Source organism: Granulicella aggregans, from assembly GCF_014203275.1.
GTDB lineage: Bacteria > Acidobacteriota > Terriglobia > Terriglobales > Acidobacteriaceae > Edaphobacter.
In genome coordinates, this window is the sequence record NZ_JACHIP010000002.1 from 267136 (window position 1) to 285573 (window position 18438).

Here is an 18438-nt window from a genome sequence, read left to right on the forward strand (position 1 = left end):
GATTATGAAGGAGTGGGGGCTTGACAAGGTTTTTGGGTGGGGCCAAATCTGGCGATGAGACTGCCAGATATGGGGCACCCGGCTTGCGTCTCACCCCACGCGTGAACTAAGGCGCGATGGTTTGGGGCTGCGGGGATGGACGAGGTTGAGGAGGAACCCACCCATGGCCAAAAGCGAGCCATGGGTGGGGCACCCGGCACCCGGGTTTGTGGGTGGGTTAGAAGTTGAGGCGGGTGGAGATGGTGACCGATTGGGTAAGGACGTGGATGTGGGAGTTGGAGTACTCACCAGCCTCGAGGGAGCTGGTGCCTACGGACTGGTTGGCGGGGAGTTGGAGCTGATAGGCGGCGTCCCACTGGAGCTTCGAGAGGAAGTTGTGGGGGATGCTGGATTCGGGCTGGTAGCCGAGGCCGGTGGAGAGGCCGTTCGAGAGGATGGCGGCCGTCAGGGGTGTGATGGTGGAGCTGGGGACCGGGTTCGAGAGGAAGCTGTAGCCGGCTCGGGCGGTCCATTGGTGCTTGACGGGGATCTCGACGCCGGTGCGGAACATGGCCTGGTTGCGCCAGTGGAGGGCGATCTCATCCTGGATGGCAGAGCTCCCGGCTACGGAGTTGATGACGGGGTTGGTGCCCTCTTTGAGCTTGACCGGTAGGGTGTGGAAGGCGGTGGCCCAGTTGGCGAAGCCGCCTTCGACGGAGAGGCGAACGCGGGGGTTGATCTGCCAGCGAGCGCCTGCGGAGACGGCTTGCGGGAGATGGTTATCGACCTCGGCCTGGTATTGGAAGGTGGGGTCGGCGGTGACGCCTAAGGCGTTGAAGAGAGCGTAAGCAGAGCCTTGGGCGTAGCCGTGGCTGGGGATAAAGGTGGGCGACTTGTAGGAGATACCGAACCGTAGGCGGTCGTTGGGCTGGTACTGGGCGCCGGCGCTGCCGTTCCAGCCGAAGCCCTTGGTGTGGAGGTCGAGGAGGACTTTGAGGCCGGCGAGGGCGGGTTGCTGCTGGAAGATGTAGGGGGCGTGGAGGAGGTTCTGGTTGTAGACGAGGCCGAGGCTCGAGCCGAAGGACCACTTGGGGCTGGCGGAGTAGGCGATGGATGCTGAGCCGCGGACGGCGATGAATTGGGACTCCTGCTTCTGCTCGCCGTAGGTGACGCCGGCGGTTCCTGCGGGGTCGGTGTACTGCCAGGCGGCACGCATGAGGAACTCGGGCGTGACGGCGGCGGCGGCGGTGAAGCGGTGGCCGAGAGGCATGGCGAAGGCGGCGTAGGGGAGCGCTCCGGAGAAGGCGCGGAGGGTGCCGTGGTTGTCGACCGAGTTGGTAAAGGTGCCGTGAGCGACGAGGGCGAGGCCGCTGAGGTCGAGGACGCGGTGATTGATCCCGGCTAAGCCTGCGGGATTGCCTTCGACGGCGTCGAGGGGAGAACCGTGCTCGGTGACCATGGTGCCACCGCGGGCGACGGCGGCGGCAGAGAGGCCGTTGCCGAGGGCTCCGGCGGACTGGGCGTGGAGTGCCGAGGTCGAGAGGACAAGGGTAAGTAAGACGGCGATCGAGAGCGGGCGTGCGGGATGGGTTGGCATAGTTTTTCGTATGTCGGGTTGGCGACGTTAGGAAAAGCCTACGGGGGGCATTGGTCTATGTCAGTGACACAAAGGAGGTATCACTTCTTGCGCTGTAGTGAAGTGGGACGGGGATCTTTGGTGGGGTGAAGAACAGGCAACGGCAAGGCTAATACGGGGGTCTCTCCACTGCACCGCGCGGTGAGCCTGCGCGGCTTCGGTCGAGATGGCGCTTCTTTTCGAAGGACGGGGCGTTCGGGTTTTGGGAGGAAGGCGGTTCGTGCTTCGCACGAATGTCCCACCCATCGCTAAGACAGAGGCGCGATGGATGGGGCATCCAAGTTGGTGGCGCTCCTTCCCACATCTCAGAAGCGAGATGTGGGGCACCCGCACCTGCATTGGTGACCAGCCCCACTGCTGCGATGAAATGGAGCACGAAGTCATGGCTGGCAAAGCAGATTCCCTTGGGGAATGACAAACGAAAGAACAGGCGACGGCAAAGACCTTGCGGTTAGCGGGGGAGCGTGCCGAAGGCCAGATCGATGAGGGTCTTCTCTTCGAGTTCGTGGGCTTTGGCGGAGCCGGTAGCGGGGCTGGCTGAGGCGGAGCGTTTGACGGCGGTCAAGGCTCGGTTGCCGGTGAGGGTTTTCAGAAGCGGCATGATGTAGGTGTGAGCGCCCATGTTGGCGGGCTCTTCCTGAACCCAGACGATCTCCTGCGCGGAGGCGTGTTGGTCGATGGCTTCCTGGACCTCGGCTGCGGGGAAGGGGTAGAGCTGCTCGATGAAAATGATGCCGACGGACATGTCCTTGCGCTTCTCGCGCTCGACGCGGAGGTTGTGGCCGATCTTGCCGGAGCAGAGCAGGAGGCGGCGCGGATCTTTGACGGAGTTGTCGGGCAAGACTTCGAGGTAGTGGGGAGCGGCGAAGTCGGCGAGCGTGGACGATGCGTCGGGGTGTCGGAGCATCGACTTGGGGGTGAAGACGATGAGCGGCTTGCGCCAGAGACGCATGACCTGACGGCGGAGCAGATGGAAGTACTGGGCGGCGGTGGAGGGTTGATTGATCTGGATGTTGTCGTGGGCGGCGAGCTGGAGGAAGCGCTCGATGCGTGCGCTGGAGTGCTCGGGGCCTTGGCCCTCGTAGCCGTGGGGGAGAAGCATGACGATGCCGGAGAGGAGTCCCCATTTGGACTCGGAGGCGGAGATGAACTGGTCGATGATGATCTGGGCGCCGTTGGCGAAGTCTCCGAACTGGGCCTCCCAGAGGACAAGGGCTTCGGGATAGTCGCGGGAGTAGCCGTAGTCGAAGCCGAGGACGGCGGCCTCGGAGAGCATGGAGTTGTAGACCTCGAAGCGAGCCTGGTCGGGGGCCATGTGGGCTAGCGGAGCCCAGCGCTGCTCAGTCTCGATATCGATCATGACAGCGTGGCGCTGATTGAAGGTTCCGCGCTGGGAGTCCTGACCACTGAGGCGGACGGGGAAGCCCTTGAGCAGGAGCGAGGCGTAGGCGACGAGCTCGGCCATGCCGTAGTCGAAAGGCCGCTTCCCTGCCCCCATCTCCAAGCGCTGCTCGAAGAGCTTCTTTACCTTGGGGTGGACGTGGAAGCCTTCGGGAGCTTGCGTGGAGAGGTGGACGAGTTCGGCGATGCGGTCGGCGGGGAGGCCGGTGGTGACTTCGTAAGACGTTTCAAAGTCGCCGCCGCGATAGGGGGCCCAGTATTTGGGTAGCTCGGCGAGGCGAGGCTTGTGCTCGGCGTGGCTGGCGGTCTTCTGGTCGTCGAGGAAGTGCTGCTGGAGGGCGGCGACTTCGGCGGACGGGTCGACGCCGAGCTGTTTGGCGTAGATGTTGTAAAGGACGGGATGGTCCTTGATGGCGGCGTAGCGGCGGGGCTGAGTGACGGTGGGGTCGTCGACCTCGGAGTGGCCGTGGCGGCGGTAGCCGACGAGGTCGATGACGATGTCGGAGTGGAACTTGTGGCGATACTCAGCGGCGAGGGTGGCGACGCGGATGACGGCGTCGGGGTCTTCGGCGTTGACGTGGAAGATGGGGATGGGCAGGCGCTTGGCGAGGTCTGAGGCGTAGCGGGAGGCGTTCGACTCTTCGGGCAGAGCGGTGAAGCCGAGGAGGTTGTTGACGATGACGTGGATGGTGCCGCCGACTTCGTAGCCGGGAAGGGCGGCGAGGACGAGGAGTTCGGCGAAGATGCCCTGGCCGGCGAATGCGGCGTCGCCGTGGATGATCATGGGCAGGACTTTATCTTTGCCGAAGGAGTTGTCGGCGGCGTAGATGTCGAGGCGCATCTGCTTGGCGCGGGCTCTTCCCAGAGCCACTGGATCGACAGCTTCGAGGTGGGAAGGGTTCGAGGCGAGGTGCAGGTTGATCTGGCGGCCTTCGGGCGAGGTGTAGGTGCCGGTTGCGCCCACGTGGTACTTGACGTCGCCGCCGCCGAGGACAGAGCGCGGATTGACGTCTTCGAACTTGGCGAAGACATCGGAAGCGGAGCGGCCGACGGTGTTGGTCATGACGTTGAGGCGGCCACGGTGGCTCATGGCGAAGACGGAGCTTTCGACGCCGAGGGGAGCGCTGGACTCGAAGATGGCGTCGAGAAAGGGGATGAGGACGGTGAGGCCTTCGAGCGAGAAGCGCTTGGTGCCGAGATAGCGGGACTGGATGACCTGCTCGAAGAGTTCGGCCTTGATGAGCTGGGTGAGGTTGCGGGCCTGGCGAGCGGGATCAGCGGTGGGGACCTGTTCCATCTGGGACTGGAGCCACTGGCGGCGCTCCATGTTGCCGATGTGCATGAACTCGGCGCCGATGTTGCCGCAGTAGAAGCGGCGGGCCTCGGCGGTGACTTCGCCTTCTGGGGGAGCGATGGGGAAGGGCTCGGGCGGGAGGAACTGACCAAGGGGATCGAGCGTGGCCTGGAGATGGCCCCAGGTGCGGAAGAGGTTGAAGATATCTTCTCTGTTTTGCTCGCGTTCCTGCTCGGGGCGGGAGATTTCTGGGGAGGTTTGGGGTTCGGTGCCGGGGGTGGTCGCCATGACTTCCTTTCTCGCGGGTGTTGTGGCGGGTGAACACACAACTTTCCCTGTAAATAATGCTAGACCTTTGCAAAGGGTGGTGAACGCTCGAGTTCGATAATCGCTCAAGAAAAGGGCCACGAATGTACCGAGGAAGTACAACTCTGCGGGGATGCTTCTCTGTCAGCGATTGTGGAGAGTTTGCCAAGTGTGTGGATCTCAAGGCAGAAGAGGTTGGGCGGTATGGGCGATGGAACGGTGTGGCGAGTCCTTCGACTGCGCGCTTTGCGCTTCGCTCAGGATGACAGTTTTTGGGTGGCGTGAGAGAAGAGCAAACGTGAAGCAAACGCGGGTTCCCTGAGGGAATGACAAAGAAATAAGAATGGTGGCGGTAAGATCGGTGGCATGACGAGAGGCTGGGTGGTGGGTGTTGCGGCGGTGTTGTACGTGGGAACGGCGACGACTGCCTGGACGCAGGCGTTGCCGGCGTTCACGCTCGAGGGGTTGACGAATGGGGCCTGGGCGGCGATCGATAACGCTGCGGCCAAGGCGGATGAGTCGGGATCAAATGCGGGTTTTGTGATTGGCGCGGATGGCGTGCTGGTGGTCGATACGTTCGAGAATCCGGCGGCGGCGAAGAAGATGCTGGAAGCGATCCGCGAGAAGACGAAGCTGCCGGTGAAGTATGTCGTGAACACGCACTATCACCTGGACCATGTGGCGGGGAATGCGGTATTCGCAGGGGCAGGCGCGGTGGTTATGGCGCATGAAAATGTCCGTGAGTGGGAGCGGACGGAGAACCTGAAGTTCTTTGGGGAGAAGCCGACCGCAGAACAGAAGGCGATGGTGGAGGGACTTTATCTGCCGGATGTGACGTATGAGCGGGAAGCGATGGCTTACATCGGAGCGAAGCATGGCGTGGAGTTGAAGTACATGGCGGGGCATACGGGCGGAGACACGGTGGTGTATGACGCGGAGTCGAACGTGGTCTTCTGCGGGGACCTTTTCTGGAACAAGACGCTGCCGAATTTGATCGATGCTTCAACCAAGGAGTGGATTGAGACACTGGATACGCTGGTCCAGGATCATCCGACGGCGAAGTTCGTGCCGGGGCACGGCGACCATGCGGGCGGCGCCGGAGATGTGAAAGCATTTCGCGACTATCTTGCGTTTCTTCGGGATGCGATTGCGAAGGCGCAGGCGGGTGGAGCGAAGGGTGACGCGGTGGTGAAGGCGGTGCTGCCAGAGATCAAGGCGAAGTACGGAGACTGGGCGTTTCCGGAGTTTATGGAGCCGGATATCCAGCGAACCGATGAGGAGTTGCGCGGGGTGAAGCGGCTTCCGCCGGTGGCGAAGAAGTAGAAGCTCGATCGCTATAGTTGAAGGATGATGGGTGCGGCGTTGAGGTGGGCAGGATGGCTGGTGCTGGCGGGGACGGTGACGGCTGGCGCCCAGGAGACAGGTAAGCCGGAGCGACCGCTGCCGGATGTTCCGGCGCTGATGCATGAGGTGGAGGCGAAGCAGCGGGCTGCGGAAGAGGCGCGGAAAGACTATATCTTTCATGCCGTGGTGACCGAGGTGGAGGTGGATGGGAAGGGTTCCCCGAAGAAGACCGAGGTGAAGGAGTATGACGACTTCTGGATCAAAGGAGTTCCGGTCGAGCGACTGGTGAAGAAGGATGGTCGTCCGCTGACGGAAGACGAGGCGAAGAAGGAGTCTGAACGGATCGATAAAGAGGCTGCGAAGGCTAGCGAGCGCAGGGCCAAGGAAGACGCTAAAGGAAAAGAGACCGATCCCCGCGGGAATGACGAGGTGACGGTGTCTCGGCTGCTGGAGCTGGGGAGCTTCACGAACGCTCGGCGGGTGCAGATGGCGGGGCGAGATACGATTGCGGTCGACTACACCGGCGATCCGAAGGCGAAGACGAAGAACCGGTTCGAGGGCGTGATTCGGGACATGGCTGGGACGGTCTGGGTAGACGAGCAGGATAAGGCGATCGCGCGGATTGAGGGGCGGTTTGTGAGTTCGTTCAAGGTGGGTGGCGGATTGATGGCGAGCATACGCGAAGGGACGAACTTTAACGTGCAGATGACGAAGGTGAATGGCGAGGTCTGGCTGCCGGCGCGGATCGAGGGGAAGGGAGAGGCGCGGGCGCTGCTGTTCTTCAAGTTCAATGGGAGTCTAACGGCGTCTTATTCGGACTACCGGAAGTTCAAGACGAGTTCGACGATTGTGGGGGTTGGGGTGGTGAAGGAGTGAGTCTCCGGGTATTTTACGTCCCACCCATCGCAAAGGCGCGCTGGATGGGGCACCCGGGGGGTGGGGTGGTGACGGGGTGATTTGTGGTTGGTAGCGACGCGAACGTCTTACGTCCCACATCTCAAAAGCGAGATATGGGGCACCCGCGCGATGGATGGGGCAACCGGCAAAAGCAGATCCTCCGACTTCGTCGAAGGATGACAAGGTTTGGGAGAAGACAGGGCAGGAGGGGCTTAACGGCGAAGAGGGATAGCCTAAGCCATCCCTCCCGCAAAACTTTTGAAGCAAGATGCAGCCGCTAGCGATAATTCAGAGCGCTTCGATCGGGATCTTGCGAGTTCCCTCGAAACCGGAATTACAGCTTTGGCAAAAGACTAGAGAGGCTGAACGTCAGACGCCTGCCAACCCTTGGGTCCCTTGACCACGTTGAACTGCACTGCCTGGCCCTCTTGAAGGCTCTTGAAACCGTTCGAATTGATCGCCGAGTAGTGTACGAATACATCCTCGCCGTTCTGACGGCTGATGAAGCCAAACCCCTTGGCGTCGTTAAACCACTTCACTGTTCCCTGTTCCATGTTCGTTATTTCCTTATTGCTGATGAATTTGCCGCAAGATCCAAATCGGGGTTCGTACACATACAGCAGTTGCAGAAAACCAATCTGTTTCAAACGATGACTGAAGGTTAGCATCACTTGCAAGAAAAGTGTGGAAATATTTTTGCAACCCGTTTCGTTGCACAGTTTTAGGTGCAATTAAGGGTCAATTTTGTGCATTTACAGGAGAAACGCGCACGTTACGAAAGACACCGGGGTGGGTGACTGGTGATGCGGGTGAGCCATCGAGGCGATGGCGCCCCAGCCCAAATCTCAGAGGCGAGATGTGGAGCACCCGGCGTTATTTCTTCGGGGAGCTATTGCGGTGCGGCGGGGAGGTGGCTGCGGACGATCTTCTCGGCTTCTACGAGGACCTGGTCGAGGGTGAGGTTGGTCGAGTCGAGAATGACAGCGTCCGGTGCGGGCTTAAGGGGCGATTCGGTGCGGGTGCGATCGCGCTGATCGCGTTCGCGCATCTCGGCGATGAGGGCTGACTCGGTGACCTTTGGGGCCTCGGGCGTGCCTGGAAGCTGTTGGTAGCGGCGGTTGCCGCGGACTTCGGGGTCGGCATCGAGAAAGATTTTTACTTCCGCGTCCGGGAAGACGGCGGTGCCGATGTCGCGGCCTTCCATGACGACTCCGCCGGCCTGGCCGAGGATGCGCTGTTCGGCGACCATCCAGGCGCGGAGGCGGGGGTGGACGGAGATCTGCGAGGCTCCGGAGGTGACGTCTTTGTCGCGGATGCGGCGGGAGACATTGGTGCCGTCGAGAAGGACGATGTTGCCTTCGAGCTGGGGTTCGAGCTTGATGCGAGTCTTGGCAGCGAGTTCGAGGAGAGGCTCTTCTTCGTCGAAGCCGAAGTCGTTTTCGATGGCTTTGAGGGCGAGGGCGCGGTACATGGCTCCGGTCTCGAGGTTGAGGAAACCGAAGGTGCGGGCCAGGTGGGCGGCGAGGGTGCTTTTGCCGGCGCCGGCGGGGCCGTCGATGGCGATGACGGGGCGCTGACGCGGTTTGAGTTCAACTTTTTCTGCTGGGGCGAAGGAGTTTGCGGTCAAAAACGTACCTCAGCGGCTAAAGCCGCGCTTCCGATGAAGGCTTGCGACACGGCTGAAGCCATGCCCTTAAGCAAAACGGAGTGTATCAGCAACGGCGAGGACCGTGGCTTCGAGCAGGAGAGCTCTCAGGCCACGGCCCTGGCGATGCGATTACTCGCCGGAGCGGGGACGACGGGGCTTTTCGGTGGCTTTGCCTTTGAAGGACTTGGCCTTGCCGCCGGGTTTGCCGGGCTTGCGGAAGGGATTGTTGCCGTCGGCAAACTTGGCGAAGGTCCCGGGGGGTTTTGCGGAAAAGCTGCCCGGTTTTTTGGGGCCGAAGCTGCCGGGTTTCTTGGCTCCGAAGGTGCTGGTGGATTTGGTGTAGGGCTTCTTTTCGCCGGAGAAGCTGGAGCTGCGCGCGGGACGGTCGGAGCCGCCTTCTTCGCGGGGCTTGCTGAAGGGACGTGCTGGGCGGTCGCCGGTGCTGCGGGGGCCGCTCGGGCGGTCGCGTGGGGCGTCGAACTTGCGGTAAGTTGGGCGGGCTGGGCGGTCGCCGGAGCCTGCGGAACTGTCGCGGTCATTATCGCGAGGACGGGAGAAGCTGGGCTTGCTGCCGAAGCCGGTTCCGGATGCTGAGCGCGGACGGGCGCTGAAGGAGCCGGGAGTGCGGGGTGCGGAGGGACGTGCAGGGCGGTCGGATCCGTCGAAGGAACGTGCGGGACGCGATGGGCGATCGCCGCTATCGAATGAGCGTGACGGACGGGCGGGGCGGTCTCCGCTATCAAATGTGCGGGCTGGACGCGACGGGCGATCGGATGGGCCGGCGTTGAAGTCGCGGCGCGGAGGACGAGACTCGAAGCCGCCTTCGCGCTTGCGTCCGAAGGTTCCGGGCTTGGAGAAGGTCTTGCGCGGGGGGCGGGAGTCGCCTTCCGCGCCTTCGGGGCGCGGGGTGAACTCGCGGCGTGGCGGGCGGGCGTCGTCGCCGGTGCGAGGGGTGAAGCGGGGCTTGTCGCCGAAGCTTGGGCGAGGACGGTCGCTGGAACCGGCGCGGGTGCCGAAGGCTGGCTTCCGGCCGAACGCGGGCTTGGAGCCGAAGGCGGGCCGGTCGCTTGAGGTGCGGCGGGGGCGGGGGGTGAAGGTGCCGTCGGCTGCGGGAGCGGCGGAGTCGCCGTCGGCGCGAGGAGCGCGGGGGCGGGCTGCCTTGTCTTCGTCCCATGGCTTGTTGAAGGCTGGTTTGCTGCCGAAAGGCTTGGCGGAGCGGGCGAAGGGGCGGCGTTCGCCGTCTGGCTTCGGGCTGCGAGGAGCGCGGGCGGGCCGGTCATTTTCGCCGAGCGGAGCTCCGCTGAACTTGCGGCCGTAGTCGCTGGGGAAGCCGGTGCCTAGCTTGCGGGGCTTGGCGACGAACTTCTTGATGCGTGGAGCATCGGTCTCTTGCAGGTTCGGGGTTGCGCCTTCCACTTCGATCTCTCCGAGCGGCTTGGCGTGGACGTCAATCTCGAGGTCCTCGGGGGCGGCGAATGCGGGGAGGGAGCCGGAGACGTGGAGGACGGTGCGACCGTCGAGCGCGAGAGTTTCGATCTCGCGGGCACCCATGAGGGCGTGGACGACGTCGCGGATGCGCGAGCGGGCGGCGAGCGGAGAGAGAAAGGTTTCGATCTCTTCTTCCGACGCTAGCATCGCGGAGCCGAGGTAGAGAGAGATGAGCGCGGAGAGGGCGGAGGGCTGGCCGGCATTTGCGCCCGCTTTAATGTGTTTTGTGAACCGCGCGCTGGTGAGCTCCCAGAGGGTGGCCTGGCCGTCGGGCTGGGGGACGGGGATGACGCGGAGGTGGGCCCATAGTTCGTTGAGGGAACGAAGGACGGCGGACTCGGTGACTTCCTTGCCTAGCTGGGTTGTGAGGTCGTAGGCGGAGAGCGCGGGGCGCTTGGTCAGAATTTCATGCGTCGCAGCGGCGAGCGGGGAGACTTTGACCGCGCCACTGGTGGCCGGGGCCTGCTTCCAGGCTTTGTCGCCGCGGAGGGTGAAGATGTAGGAGAAGACGGGGGCGGAGACGACGAAGTCCGGCGTTTCTCCTGGGGTGCCGAGCAGGTTGAGCGGGACGGCGATGCCTTCGGAGATGAGGCGTGCGAGGAGGGTGCGGGCCTGTTCGGTGTCGGCTAGCGTGGGCTCGGGTGAGGGAGCACCGAGGACGGCTTCGACCAAGGACGGCGCTGGCGCGGGAAGCTGCGCGGGGCGCGGGGTGAAGAGGACGAGGCCGGCGACGTTCATCCAACTGCGGAGGTTTTCAAAGGTGAGAAGAGCTTCGCCGTTCTGGTGCCACTGCGCGAGGCGGGCTGAGGCGAGCTGTTCGAAAGAGGGGATAACGGGGGAACTCAAGGTAGTGCCTTCCTGCTGTGCGGATGGTCGTCGCACCAGCGATCCGTTTGCTGCCGCGATCCGGCAGATGCAAAGGATAATTTCAATTTTCAAGATGACGCGCTATATGCGCTGGATGTTTCAGATGTGCCTTTACAAGGATAGCGCAGTATTGGCGGGGGTGCGGGCGGGGAGGAGCAGTTCGTGCTTTGCACGAATGACCCACCCATGCGATGGAGCTGCATGGATGGGGACCCGAAGCAATGGGCGGCCTTCGCGTTGCCTTTTCTGTTGCCCTATGCGCCCAAAGACTGAAAGCATGGCCAGCATGATTAAGCGCATTTTTATGTGGCTGGCGGTTATCGCCTGCCTATATCTAGGTTCAGTATTGGTCTTGTTGCCGTTGCTGGAGCACATCCTAGGTATAGGCGTGTACCAAAAGGGCACAGGTGTCTACCGGAAGTAGTGGGTTAGTTGGCGTATTTCTTGTCATTTCAAACTGAGGCACTACCGAAGTGAGGGATACCCGGGGTGCCCGGTTTGCGCCGCCACAGTTACACTGGCGATCATGCGCGCCTCTTCAGTTTTCACGTTTCTCGCTCTTTTGGGTGTCCTTTCTGTGGCTTCGGCCGAGATGCCGGCCAAATCCGGCAAGGATTGGCCGGTGGTGAAGCTGCCTTCGTGGTCGGAGCAGATTGCTATTCGTGAGGGGTGGCTCGAGAAGCGGCAGGGGATGATCCTCGAGATGATGCGGCGGCACCACATCGAGATGTGGATTGTGGTGAACGAGGAGTTTCATAACGATCCGCTGACCGAGTACATCGCTCCGCCTCGGCCTTATACGGGGAACCGCGATATGTTTGTGTTCATCGACACCGGGACTGGGCTGCGGAAGATCGCGGTGACCGGATATGCGGAGGACAACCTGAAACGGTTCTTTGAGGCCGAGGATGATCCGAAGCCTGCGGATAAGGTGCTGCCGGCGTTGTATGAGCAGTACAAGCCGGCGCATGTCGGGCTGTCGATTGGGGCGAAGCGTGGGGTGCAGAGGTCGCTGACGCATGACAGCTATTTGTTCCTGGCGAAGACGCTGGGGGCGGATGCGGAGGGACACTTTGTGCCGGCGGCGGATTTGATCGAGGAGTATTCGGATACGCGGATTCCGGAGGAGTTTGAGACGTATAAGACGCTGGTGGAGTTGACGGACCAGCTGACGAAACGGGCGTTTTCGAATGAGGTGATAACGCCGGGTAAGACGACTGTTGGGGACGTGCGGCGGTGGCTTTATGACCAGATGGGATATCACGATGTCACGACGTGGTTTCAGCCGGATATTCGGCTGCAGCGGAAGGGGCGCGTGCCGAAGACTTCGCGGGGTTTCCTGGGGGTGGAGCCGGAGTCGACCGTGATTCTGCCGGGAGATGTGCTGCATCTGGACTTCGGGATTACGTGCATGGGATTGAACACGGACTGGCAGAAGGAGGCTTATGTCTTGCTGCCGGGGGAGAAGGACGTTCCTGCGGGCTTGAAGGTGGCGCTGGCACATACGAATGCGCTGCAGAAGTCTTTGATGACGCGGTCGCGGCCGGGGCGGTTTGCGGGCGATGTGTACAACGACATCATGGCGGATATGAAGGCGGCCAACATTGAGGTGAAGGTGTATTCGCATCCGATCGGCGACCAGGGGCATGGGCTGGGGGCGGGACTGGATTACAGGGCTGCTCAGGCCACGGCGAGCGAGTAGAAGCAGATGCGGAAGGGATCGTATATCTCGATTGAGTTGAACTCGGCCACGGCGGTGCCGGAGTGGGCTGGGCAGAAGGTGTATGTGATGGAAGAGGACGATGCTTATCTGACGGATGATGGGTTTAAGACGTTTTTGCCGCGGCAGACGGAGTTTTATCTGGTGAGGCCTTAACGGGTTGAGTCGTACGTCCCACATCTCAGACGCGAGATGTGGGGCACCCGGAGATTGGCGGGAGCGGTTCGTGCTTCGCACGAATGTCCCACCCATGGCCAAAGGCGAGCCATGGATGGGGCACCCGGGTTTATAGCTCTTCCTGTCTGAAGCTGCGGAGGCTTTCTACGGATGGGACGAAGTAGTAGGAGCCGGTGAGTGGTTGGGTGTAGCGCGTTAGGGCGTCGCGGGTGCCGTTGACCAGGCCGGCCATGCTGTCGAGCATCTTCGAGAGGCGCTGCTGTTCGGCGCTGAAGCCGACGAAGACGGTGCCGTGGTCTTCGACGTTGCCGTAGGGCATGTTGCGGCGAAAGATGTGGCCGAACTCGTCCTGGTCGGTGCGGGCGACGTGGGAGTCTTCGGGTTTGTTCTCGAGTTCGATGCTGTCGGGCTTGTTGCGGCCCATGATTTGCTCCTGCTGATCGACGGGCAGGGCTTCCCACTGGGTGGTCTTGTGCTTCCACTTCTGCAGGAGCAGGACGGAGCCGGCTGCTCCGGGAGTTGCTTCGGGGACGAGAGCTTCTTCGGGGGCGTCGAGGAGGGTTGGGTTCTCGGAGCCATCGATGAAGCCGGTGAGGTCGCGGTCGTGGCGGTAGGGCCAGCTGGAGGTCTCATCGGCGAGTGATGCGAGGCCTTGCATGTCGTGGACGACGGAGCGGGCCATGTCGAAGAGGACGTCGTAGGCGCTGCCGGAGAGCCATACGAGGGCGTCGTGCTGGGTGGCGGGCATCACGAAGTCTTCTACGCCGCGGACGGGCTGGTTGAAGCCTTCGACGCCGGCAGGGATGTCGTTAGGGGCGAGGGCGCGCCAGAGCTCGGGGCGGAAGCCGATGACGAAGTTGACGCCACCGGTGGTGGTGCGGGGCTCGCGGATGGAGGAGATGGTGGAGGCGAATTCTTTGCGGCGGGCGGCGTCCAGGATGTCGAACTCAAGGTATGCGTGAGCGGAGGTTCCGAGGGCGAAGATTCCAGCCTGAGGTGTGAACATTCGGAGATTATAGGGCTGGTGTGGGGAAGGTCGATGAATCAGGAGCGAGGCGACCGGGGGCGACCGATACCTAGTATCCTGATGAGCGACCATGGCATACCAAACAAATAATCTCAGGATCAAGTCGAGCCGCATTGTTCTTCCGCCCATTTTTCTTGAGGAGGAGATGCCACTTACGGAGAATGCTTCTCTGACAGTGTTCGAGGCGCGGCGGCAGATCGTCGATGTGCTGAATGGCGAGGATGACCGGCTGGTGGTGGTGGTGGGGCCTTGCTCTATTCACGATGTGGCGGCGGCGCGGGAGTATGCGGGCTTGTTGAAGGGCGCGATTGCGGAGCTCTCGAGCGAACTGCTGATCGTGATGCGCGTTTACTTTGAGAAGCCGCGGACGACGCTGGGATGGAAGGGGCTGATCAACGACCCTTACTTCGATGAATCGTTCCGGATCAGCGATGGGTTGAGGATTGCGCGGCGGCTGCTGCTGGATCTGGCGGAGATGGGCGTGCCGGCGGGGACCGAGTACCTGGATATGATCTCGCCGCAGTATGTGGCGGACCTGGTGAGCTGGGGAGCGATTGGGGCGAGGACGACGGAGAGCCAGGTGCATCGGCAGCTTGCTTCCGGGCTATCGTGCCCGGTGGGTTTCAAGAATGGGACTTCGGGGAATACGCAGATCGCGGTGGAAGCGATCCTGTCGGCGGAGCATCCGCATACGTTCCTGGGGACTTCGGAGACGGGCCAGGCTTCGATCCTGCTGACCTCGGGGAATCCGGATTGCCATGTGATTCTGCGGGGCGGACGGCAGACGACGAACTTCGATGCCACATCCGTTGAGGCTACAGCCGTACAGATGGTGAAGGCAGGGGTGAAGCCTCGGATCATGATCGACGCGAGCCATGCGAACAGCGGGAAGGACTATCGCAGGCAGGGTCCGGTTTGCAGGGATGTCGCGGGGCAGATTGCGGGTGGCGACAAGCGGATTATGGGCGTGATGATCGAGAGCAACCTGGTGGCGGGAGCCCAGGCGCTAGGGGATGGGAAGTCGCTGGTTTATGGGCAGAGCATTACGGATGCTTGTATCGACTGGGCGGAGACGGGGGAGTTGTTGAAGGAGTTGGCGGGGGCGGTCAGAGCTCGGCGCGGGGAGTAAACTCGTACTTCGCACGGAGGGAACTGATCGCGTCGTGGACTGCCTACGTCCCACATCTCAGAATCGAGATGTGGGGCACCCGCTTAGCGTTCGGTAGGCACGGCTGCGCCAGTTTGAGAGGCGTTTGATAGCTTGCGGTGTAGGAAGAAGCCGGCGATGAGGAAGTAGACTCCGCCAAAGATTGCGTAGCCGCCGAGATCTTTGATGTGGGTCTTGTCGTGGAGGCCGCCGAGGATGAAGGCCGCGCCTGCGGCGGTGGATTGCAGGCCGCTCAGGATCATTGCCCACTGACCGCCTAGCTGTTTCCTGCGAGAGATGCCGACTGCGAGTTGCGCGAGGCCGGCGGCGGCGGCCCAGGCTCCGAAGGTTACGACTGCCTGTTGCGGAGATTTGAAGACCGTCAGGGCGATTCCTAATGCGGCTAGAACTCCCAGGGCCAGATTGACGTATTGGGCAGTCGGCGGCCCGGCGATGGTGCGAGTGGAAGATCTCAGGTCGTAGAGGGTGCAGGCGACGTCCCAGAGCGGATAGAGGATCAGAAGACCGGCGGCCAGGGCGGGGTTGCTGACGGCTACCGCGAGGACGGTGCCAGCCCAGAGTAACTGGACTACGGTGCGGGTGAAGTAGAGGTTGCGTAAGGAAAGGGTCTGTAGCTGTTCGTTTGAGGCCGTGGTCGACATGTTAACTCCTTGAAGCTATCTTCTAGTTGGTAGATTGAATGGGTAAGCGAAAACTCTTTCGCTTGAGGGGCTAGGATTTGCGCGTGGAGATACGTTGCAGGGCGGTGTTGGTGACGGCTTGAAATACCTCGCAGCTTCCGAGGGCTCGGGCAGATAACATTGCGCCGTGGACTAAGGCCATGAAGGTCTGTGCCTCGTCTTCAGGAGTGCCCTGGAGCTTCAACTTTTTTTTGCTGACGCCCTCCTCGAGGGTGCTGCGAATCCATCCGCTTAGCTCCAGGAAGTGTTGTTGGACTTCGTGGCGGACTTCTTCGGGAAGGCTTGGGAGTTCGGCTGCGAGCAATGCGGCGATGCAGAAGGGTTCGTTATTGTTGCGAATGCAGCCTTCCCAGTGGTTGACGTAGGCCTCGAGGCGCGAGAGAGGATCTTTGACTTGCTGGGTCAACGATTGTGTGGCCTGCACCAACCCGTCTCGATGGGCCTTGAGGACTGAGACGACCAGGATCGCCTTCGTGGGAAAGTGATGATGGATGCTGGCCTTGCTGATGTGGACGGCTTCCGAGATATCGGCGTAGCTGAAGGCGGAGTAGCCGCGATCGGAGATCAGGGACTTGGCGGTTTGGAGGATGCGGTCTGCGGTTTCGCCTTGCATGGTAATGAGACTACCTACTAGTAGATAACGATGCAAAGAATGTTTTGGTGGGGGACGGGCGGCGATAGGCAGGATCTATTCCAAGGTGGAGTTTCGGGCGTCATACGATCCCACCCATGGCCAAAGGCTAGCCATGGGTGGGGCACCCAGAATTCCGGGTGTTTTATCGAACGGCAATGCGGTAGACGGTGAGAGAGTAGGGGCGCAGATGCACCTCTACGGTTGATGACTTCACGTCGAGTGTGGACGATTCAGGGGCTAGGGCAGTCGGTTGCTCGAAGGTATTTTCGAGCTTTAGATCGGGGCTTGCGAGGGTGGTGACGGTGGCATTGCCCGACGGCGCGATTCCCTGCAGGCGAATCTCCGCAGGTCTTTCGGAGGCCGTATTGTTGATGGCCTTCACGATCAACTCGTGGGTGCGTTCGTCGAGGACGGCGCTGGTAAAGAGGCCGTCGGATGCTAGTGGGGTGATGGGCACGACGCGCGTGCCGGTGTTGTTGGCGAAGACCTTCTGGACGTAGTAGTCGGGCGTTCCGTAGGCGTGGAGGTTGTCGAACCAGATGGCGTCGGGCTTCCATTGCCAGGCGTTTTTGTTCGCCAGCAGCGGCGCGTAAGAGGCCATGCGGACGACGTCGCCGTTGCGTTCGAGGCCGGTCATGAAGGCGGCTTCGGCGATGGCTGTCTGCCAGTTGTTGTGATTGTCCTGGTTGGCCTGGCCGGCGCTTTGGGCGGCGTACTCGCCGGCGAAGACCTTGGGGCCGTTGCGGTCGTAGTGGTCGTAGCGTTGAGTGTTGGTGAGGAACCAGTCGGGGCTCATGTAGTAGTGCTCGTCGACGAGGTCGGCGTGCTGCTCTCGCCAGGTCTTCCACATGCTCTCGAAGGGTTCACCGGAAGGTGCTGGGCCGGCGGCGACGACGAGCTTGATCTCGGGGTGCTTAGACTTGAGGGCGGCGGCGAAGATCTTGTAGCGCTCGACGTAGCGTGGGCCCCACTGCTCGTTGCCGACGCCGAGCATCTCGAGGTGGAAGGGTGCGGGGTGGCCCATCTGGGCGCGGAGCTTGCCCCAGGGCGAAGTGACGGGGCCGTTGGCGAAGTCGATGAGGTCGAGGGCGTCCTGGACGTATTCGTCGAGTTGGCCGAGCGCGGCGGTCTCGCTGGAGTTGAACTGGCAGGCCATACCGCAGTTGAGGATGGGCAGGGGCTTTGCGCCGAGGTCTTCGGCTAGCTGGAAGTATTCGTAGAAGCCGAGGCCGAAGGACTGGAAGTAGTCCGGGGCGGGGCGGTAGTCGAACTCGTCGTTCCAGCGATTGATGATGGTCTTGCGCTCGGAGATGTCGCCGACGGTGGTCTTCCAGCGATAACGGGTGATGAGCTGGCGGCCTTCCACGATGCAGCCGCCGGGAAAGCGGACGAAGCCGGGGTGCATATCGTAGAGGAGCTGGACGAGGTCTTTGCGCAGGCCGTTGGGCCTGTTCTTCCAGGTGTCGACCGGGAAGAGCGAGACCATGTCCATGTCGAGGTCGCCGATGTCGTCGACGTAGAGGGTGAGGCGGGCGTCGGGCACGGTGGCGGTGGGGGTGATGACGGTCTCGTAGCGCGTCCAGCCGGAGCCCATGAAGCCTTCGAGCTTGCCGGTGCCGATGACCTTGCCGGAGGGGTCGGTGAGAGTGGCGCGAAGGGATTTCGGGCCTTTGCTTCGGATGTACGCCGAGAACCTGTAGCCAGCGCCGCTGGTCACGCCCATGCCTCGATAGCCGACGTTGTAGAAGGCGTATCCGGGGGCGGTGGCGTGGGCGCGGAGATAGTGTGGGTTGGTGGCGTTGAGGGGCGAGTCGGTGCGGATGTCGAGTTCGCCCTTGGGCGGGTCGATGCCCTTAGGCAGTTCGTAGGAGAGGACCTCGTGCCAGCCGGTGAGGGCTTCGGAGAACTCGAAGGAGCGGTTTTTGACGAGCTCGGGATAGAGGCCGCCGTCGGCGCCGAAGTTGATGTCTTCGAAGAAGATGCCAAACATGGAGGGGGAGATGGAGGCGCCGGGGTGGGTGGCGTCGACGGAGATCACCGCTGTCTTTGGGGGCTCCGCCGCGAAGAGAGCGGTGGAGACGGATAGGAGCAGAAGAGAGACGGCGGTGATTGGTTTGAACATATGGCAGCGATGATATCGAAAGATGGGGCTGTCGGGTTAACGTTTACCGA

The 18438-nt window shown here is 62.0% G+C and carries 14 protein-coding genes; 5 read left to right on the forward strand and 9 right to left on the reverse strand.

All coding sequences use genetic code 11. The features are described 5' to 3' along the window. Positions 1 to 217: 217 nt before the first annotated feature. Together HDF16_RS06605 and HDF16_RS06610 are read right to left on the reverse strand one after the other, a co-directional pair. Positions 218 to 1576, reverse strand: coding sequence for an OmpP1/FadL family transporter (locus HDF16_RS06605; protein WP_184214745.1), 1359 nt, complete (start codon positions 1574 to 1576; stop codon positions 218 to 220). 490 nt (positions 1577 to 2066) lie between these two features. Continuing rightward, positions 2067 to 4598: a 2-oxoglutarate dehydrogenase E1 component gene (locus HDF16_RS06610; protein WP_184214747.1), complete on the reverse strand. Its 2532-nt coding sequence runs from the start codon at positions 4596 to 4598 to the stop codon at positions 2067 to 2069. 384 nt (positions 4599 to 4982) lie between these two features. On the opposite strand from HDF16_RS06610, the gene HDF16_RS06615 reads away from it, so the two are divergent. Continuing rightward, complete coding sequence (locus HDF16_RS06615; RefSeq protein ID WP_184214749.1) at positions 4983 to 5939, forward strand: MBL fold metallo-hydrolase; 957 nt, start codon at positions 4983 to 4985, stop codon at positions 5937 to 5939. Between the two features lie 39 nt (positions 5940 to 5978). Further along, positions 5979 to 6836, forward strand: coding sequence for a hypothetical protein (locus HDF16_RS06620; protein ID WP_221312574.1), 858 nt, complete (start codon positions 5979 to 5981; stop codon positions 6834 to 6836). Positions 6837 to 7210: 374 nt separating this feature from the next. Here the strand turns inward: HDF16_RS06620 and HDF16_RS06625 are convergent, their stop codons facing one another. From HDF16_RS06625 to HDF16_RS06635, 3 genes are all read right to left on the reverse strand, one after another. Beyond that, entirely contained in the window at positions 7211 to 7411 is a 201-nt protein-coding gene (locus HDF16_RS06625) for a cold-shock protein (RefSeq protein ID WP_013581125.1), read from the reverse strand. Positions 7412 to 7746: 335 nt separating this feature from the next. Further along, the gene (cmk, locus tag HDF16_RS06630; RefSeq protein WP_184214753.1) at positions 7747 to 8484 is read right to left on the reverse strand and encodes a (d)CMP kinase; all 738 of its coding nucleotides are present in this window, start codon (positions 8482 to 8484) and stop codon (positions 7747 to 7749) included. 150 nt (positions 8485 to 8634) lie between these two features. Beyond that, a complete protein-coding gene (locus HDF16_RS06635) occupies positions 8635 to 10839 on the reverse strand; it encodes a hypothetical protein (protein WP_184214755.1) in 2205 nt (734 codons plus the stop codon). A 547-nt stretch (positions 10840 to 11386) separates the two neighbouring features. Here HDF16_RS06635 and HDF16_RS06640 point away from each other — a divergent pair. Then, positions 11387 to 12562, forward strand: a complete 1176-nt coding sequence (locus HDF16_RS06640) for a M24 family metallopeptidase (protein ID WP_221312576.1) — start codon at positions 11387 to 11389, stop codon at positions 12560 to 12562. A gap of 6 nt (positions 12563 to 12568) precedes the next feature. Beyond that, positions 12569 to 12736, forward strand: coding sequence for a hypothetical protein (locus tag HDF16_RS30185; RefSeq protein ID WP_221312577.1), 168 nt, complete (start codon positions 12569 to 12571; stop codon positions 12734 to 12736). A 130-nt stretch (positions 12737 to 12866) separates the two neighbouring features. Here the strand turns inward: HDF16_RS30185 and HDF16_RS06645 are convergent, their stop codons facing one another. Continuing rightward, positions 12867 to 13763: a Dyp-type peroxidase gene (locus HDF16_RS06645; RefSeq protein ID WP_184214757.1), complete on the reverse strand. Its 897-nt coding sequence runs from the start codon at positions 13761 to 13763 to the stop codon at positions 12867 to 12869. A 91-nt stretch (positions 13764 to 13854) separates the two neighbouring features. Here HDF16_RS06645 and HDF16_RS06650 point away from each other — a divergent pair, with 91 nt between their 5' ends. Beyond that, positions 13855 to 14913: a 3-deoxy-7-phosphoheptulonate synthase gene (locus tag HDF16_RS06650; RefSeq protein WP_184214759.1), complete on the forward strand. Its 1059-nt coding sequence runs from the start codon at positions 13855 to 13857 to the stop codon at positions 14911 to 14913. A gap of 83 nt (positions 14914 to 14996) precedes the next feature. Here the strand turns inward: HDF16_RS06650 and HDF16_RS06655 are convergent, their stop codons facing one another. The 3 genes from HDF16_RS06655 to HDF16_RS06665 form a co-directional block, all read right to left on the reverse strand. Next, positions 14997 to 15593, reverse strand: coding sequence for a hypothetical protein (locus HDF16_RS06655; protein ID WP_184214761.1), 597 nt, complete (start codon positions 15591 to 15593; stop codon positions 14997 to 14999). A gap of 70 nt (positions 15594 to 15663) precedes the next feature. After that, positions 15664 to 16245 (reverse strand): TetR/AcrR family transcriptional regulator, encoded by a 582-nt coding sequence (locus tag HDF16_RS06660; RefSeq protein ID WP_184214763.1) that lies wholly within the window; start codon positions 16243 to 16245, stop codon positions 15664 to 15666. Between the two features lie 163 nt (positions 16246 to 16408). Continuing rightward, complete coding sequence (locus tag HDF16_RS06665) at positions 16409 to 18388, reverse strand: alpha-L-arabinofuranosidase C-terminal domain-containing protein (RefSeq protein WP_184214765.1); 1980 nt, start codon at positions 18386 to 18388, stop codon at positions 16409 to 16411. Positions 18389 to 18438 lie beyond the last annotated feature (50 nt).

Excerpts from the sequence above, each read along its gene's own strand:
- HDF16_RS06605 (WP_184214745.1), bottom strand. The coding sequence starts at position 1,576 with ATGCCAACCCATCCCGCACGCCCGCTCTCGATCGCCGTCTTACTTACC.
- HDF16_RS06610 (WP_184214747.1), bottom strand. The coding sequence starts at position 4,598 with ATGGCGACCACCCCCGGCACCGAACCCCAAACCTCCCCAGAAATCTCC.
- HDF16_RS06615 (WP_184214749.1), top strand. The coding sequence starts at position 4,983 with ATGACGAGAGGCTGGGTGGTGGGTGTTGCGGCGGTGTTGTACGTGGGA.
- HDF16_RS06625 (WP_013581125.1), bottom strand. The coding sequence starts at position 7,411 with ATGGAACAGGGAACAGTGAAGTGGTTTAACGACGCCAAGGGGTTTGGC.
- HDF16_RS06640 (WP_221312576.1), top strand. The coding sequence starts at position 11,387 with ATGCGCGCCTCTTCAGTTTTCACGTTTCTCGCTCTTTTGGGTGTCCTT.
- HDF16_RS30185 (WP_221312577.1), top strand. The coding sequence starts at position 12,569 with ATGCGGAAGGGATCGTATATCTCGATTGAGTTGAACTCGGCCACGGCG.
- HDF16_RS06645 (WP_184214757.1), bottom strand. The coding sequence starts at position 13,763 with ATGTTCACACCTCAGGCTGGAATCTTCGCCCTCGGAACCTCCGCTCAC.
- HDF16_RS06650 (WP_184214759.1), top strand. The coding sequence starts at position 13,855 with ATGGCATACCAAACAAATAATCTCAGGATCAAGTCGAGCCGCATTGTT.
- HDF16_RS06655 (WP_184214761.1), bottom strand. The coding sequence starts at position 15,593 with ATGTCGACCACGGCCTCAAACGAACAGCTACAGACCCTTTCCTTACGC.
- HDF16_RS06660 (WP_184214763.1), bottom strand. The coding sequence starts at position 16,245 with ATGCAAGGCGAAACCGCAGACCGCATCCTCCAAACCGCCAAGTCCCTG.
- HDF16_RS06665 (WP_184214765.1), bottom strand. The coding sequence starts at position 18,388 with ATGTTCAAACCAATCACCGCCGTCTCTCTTCTGCTCCTATCCGTCTCC.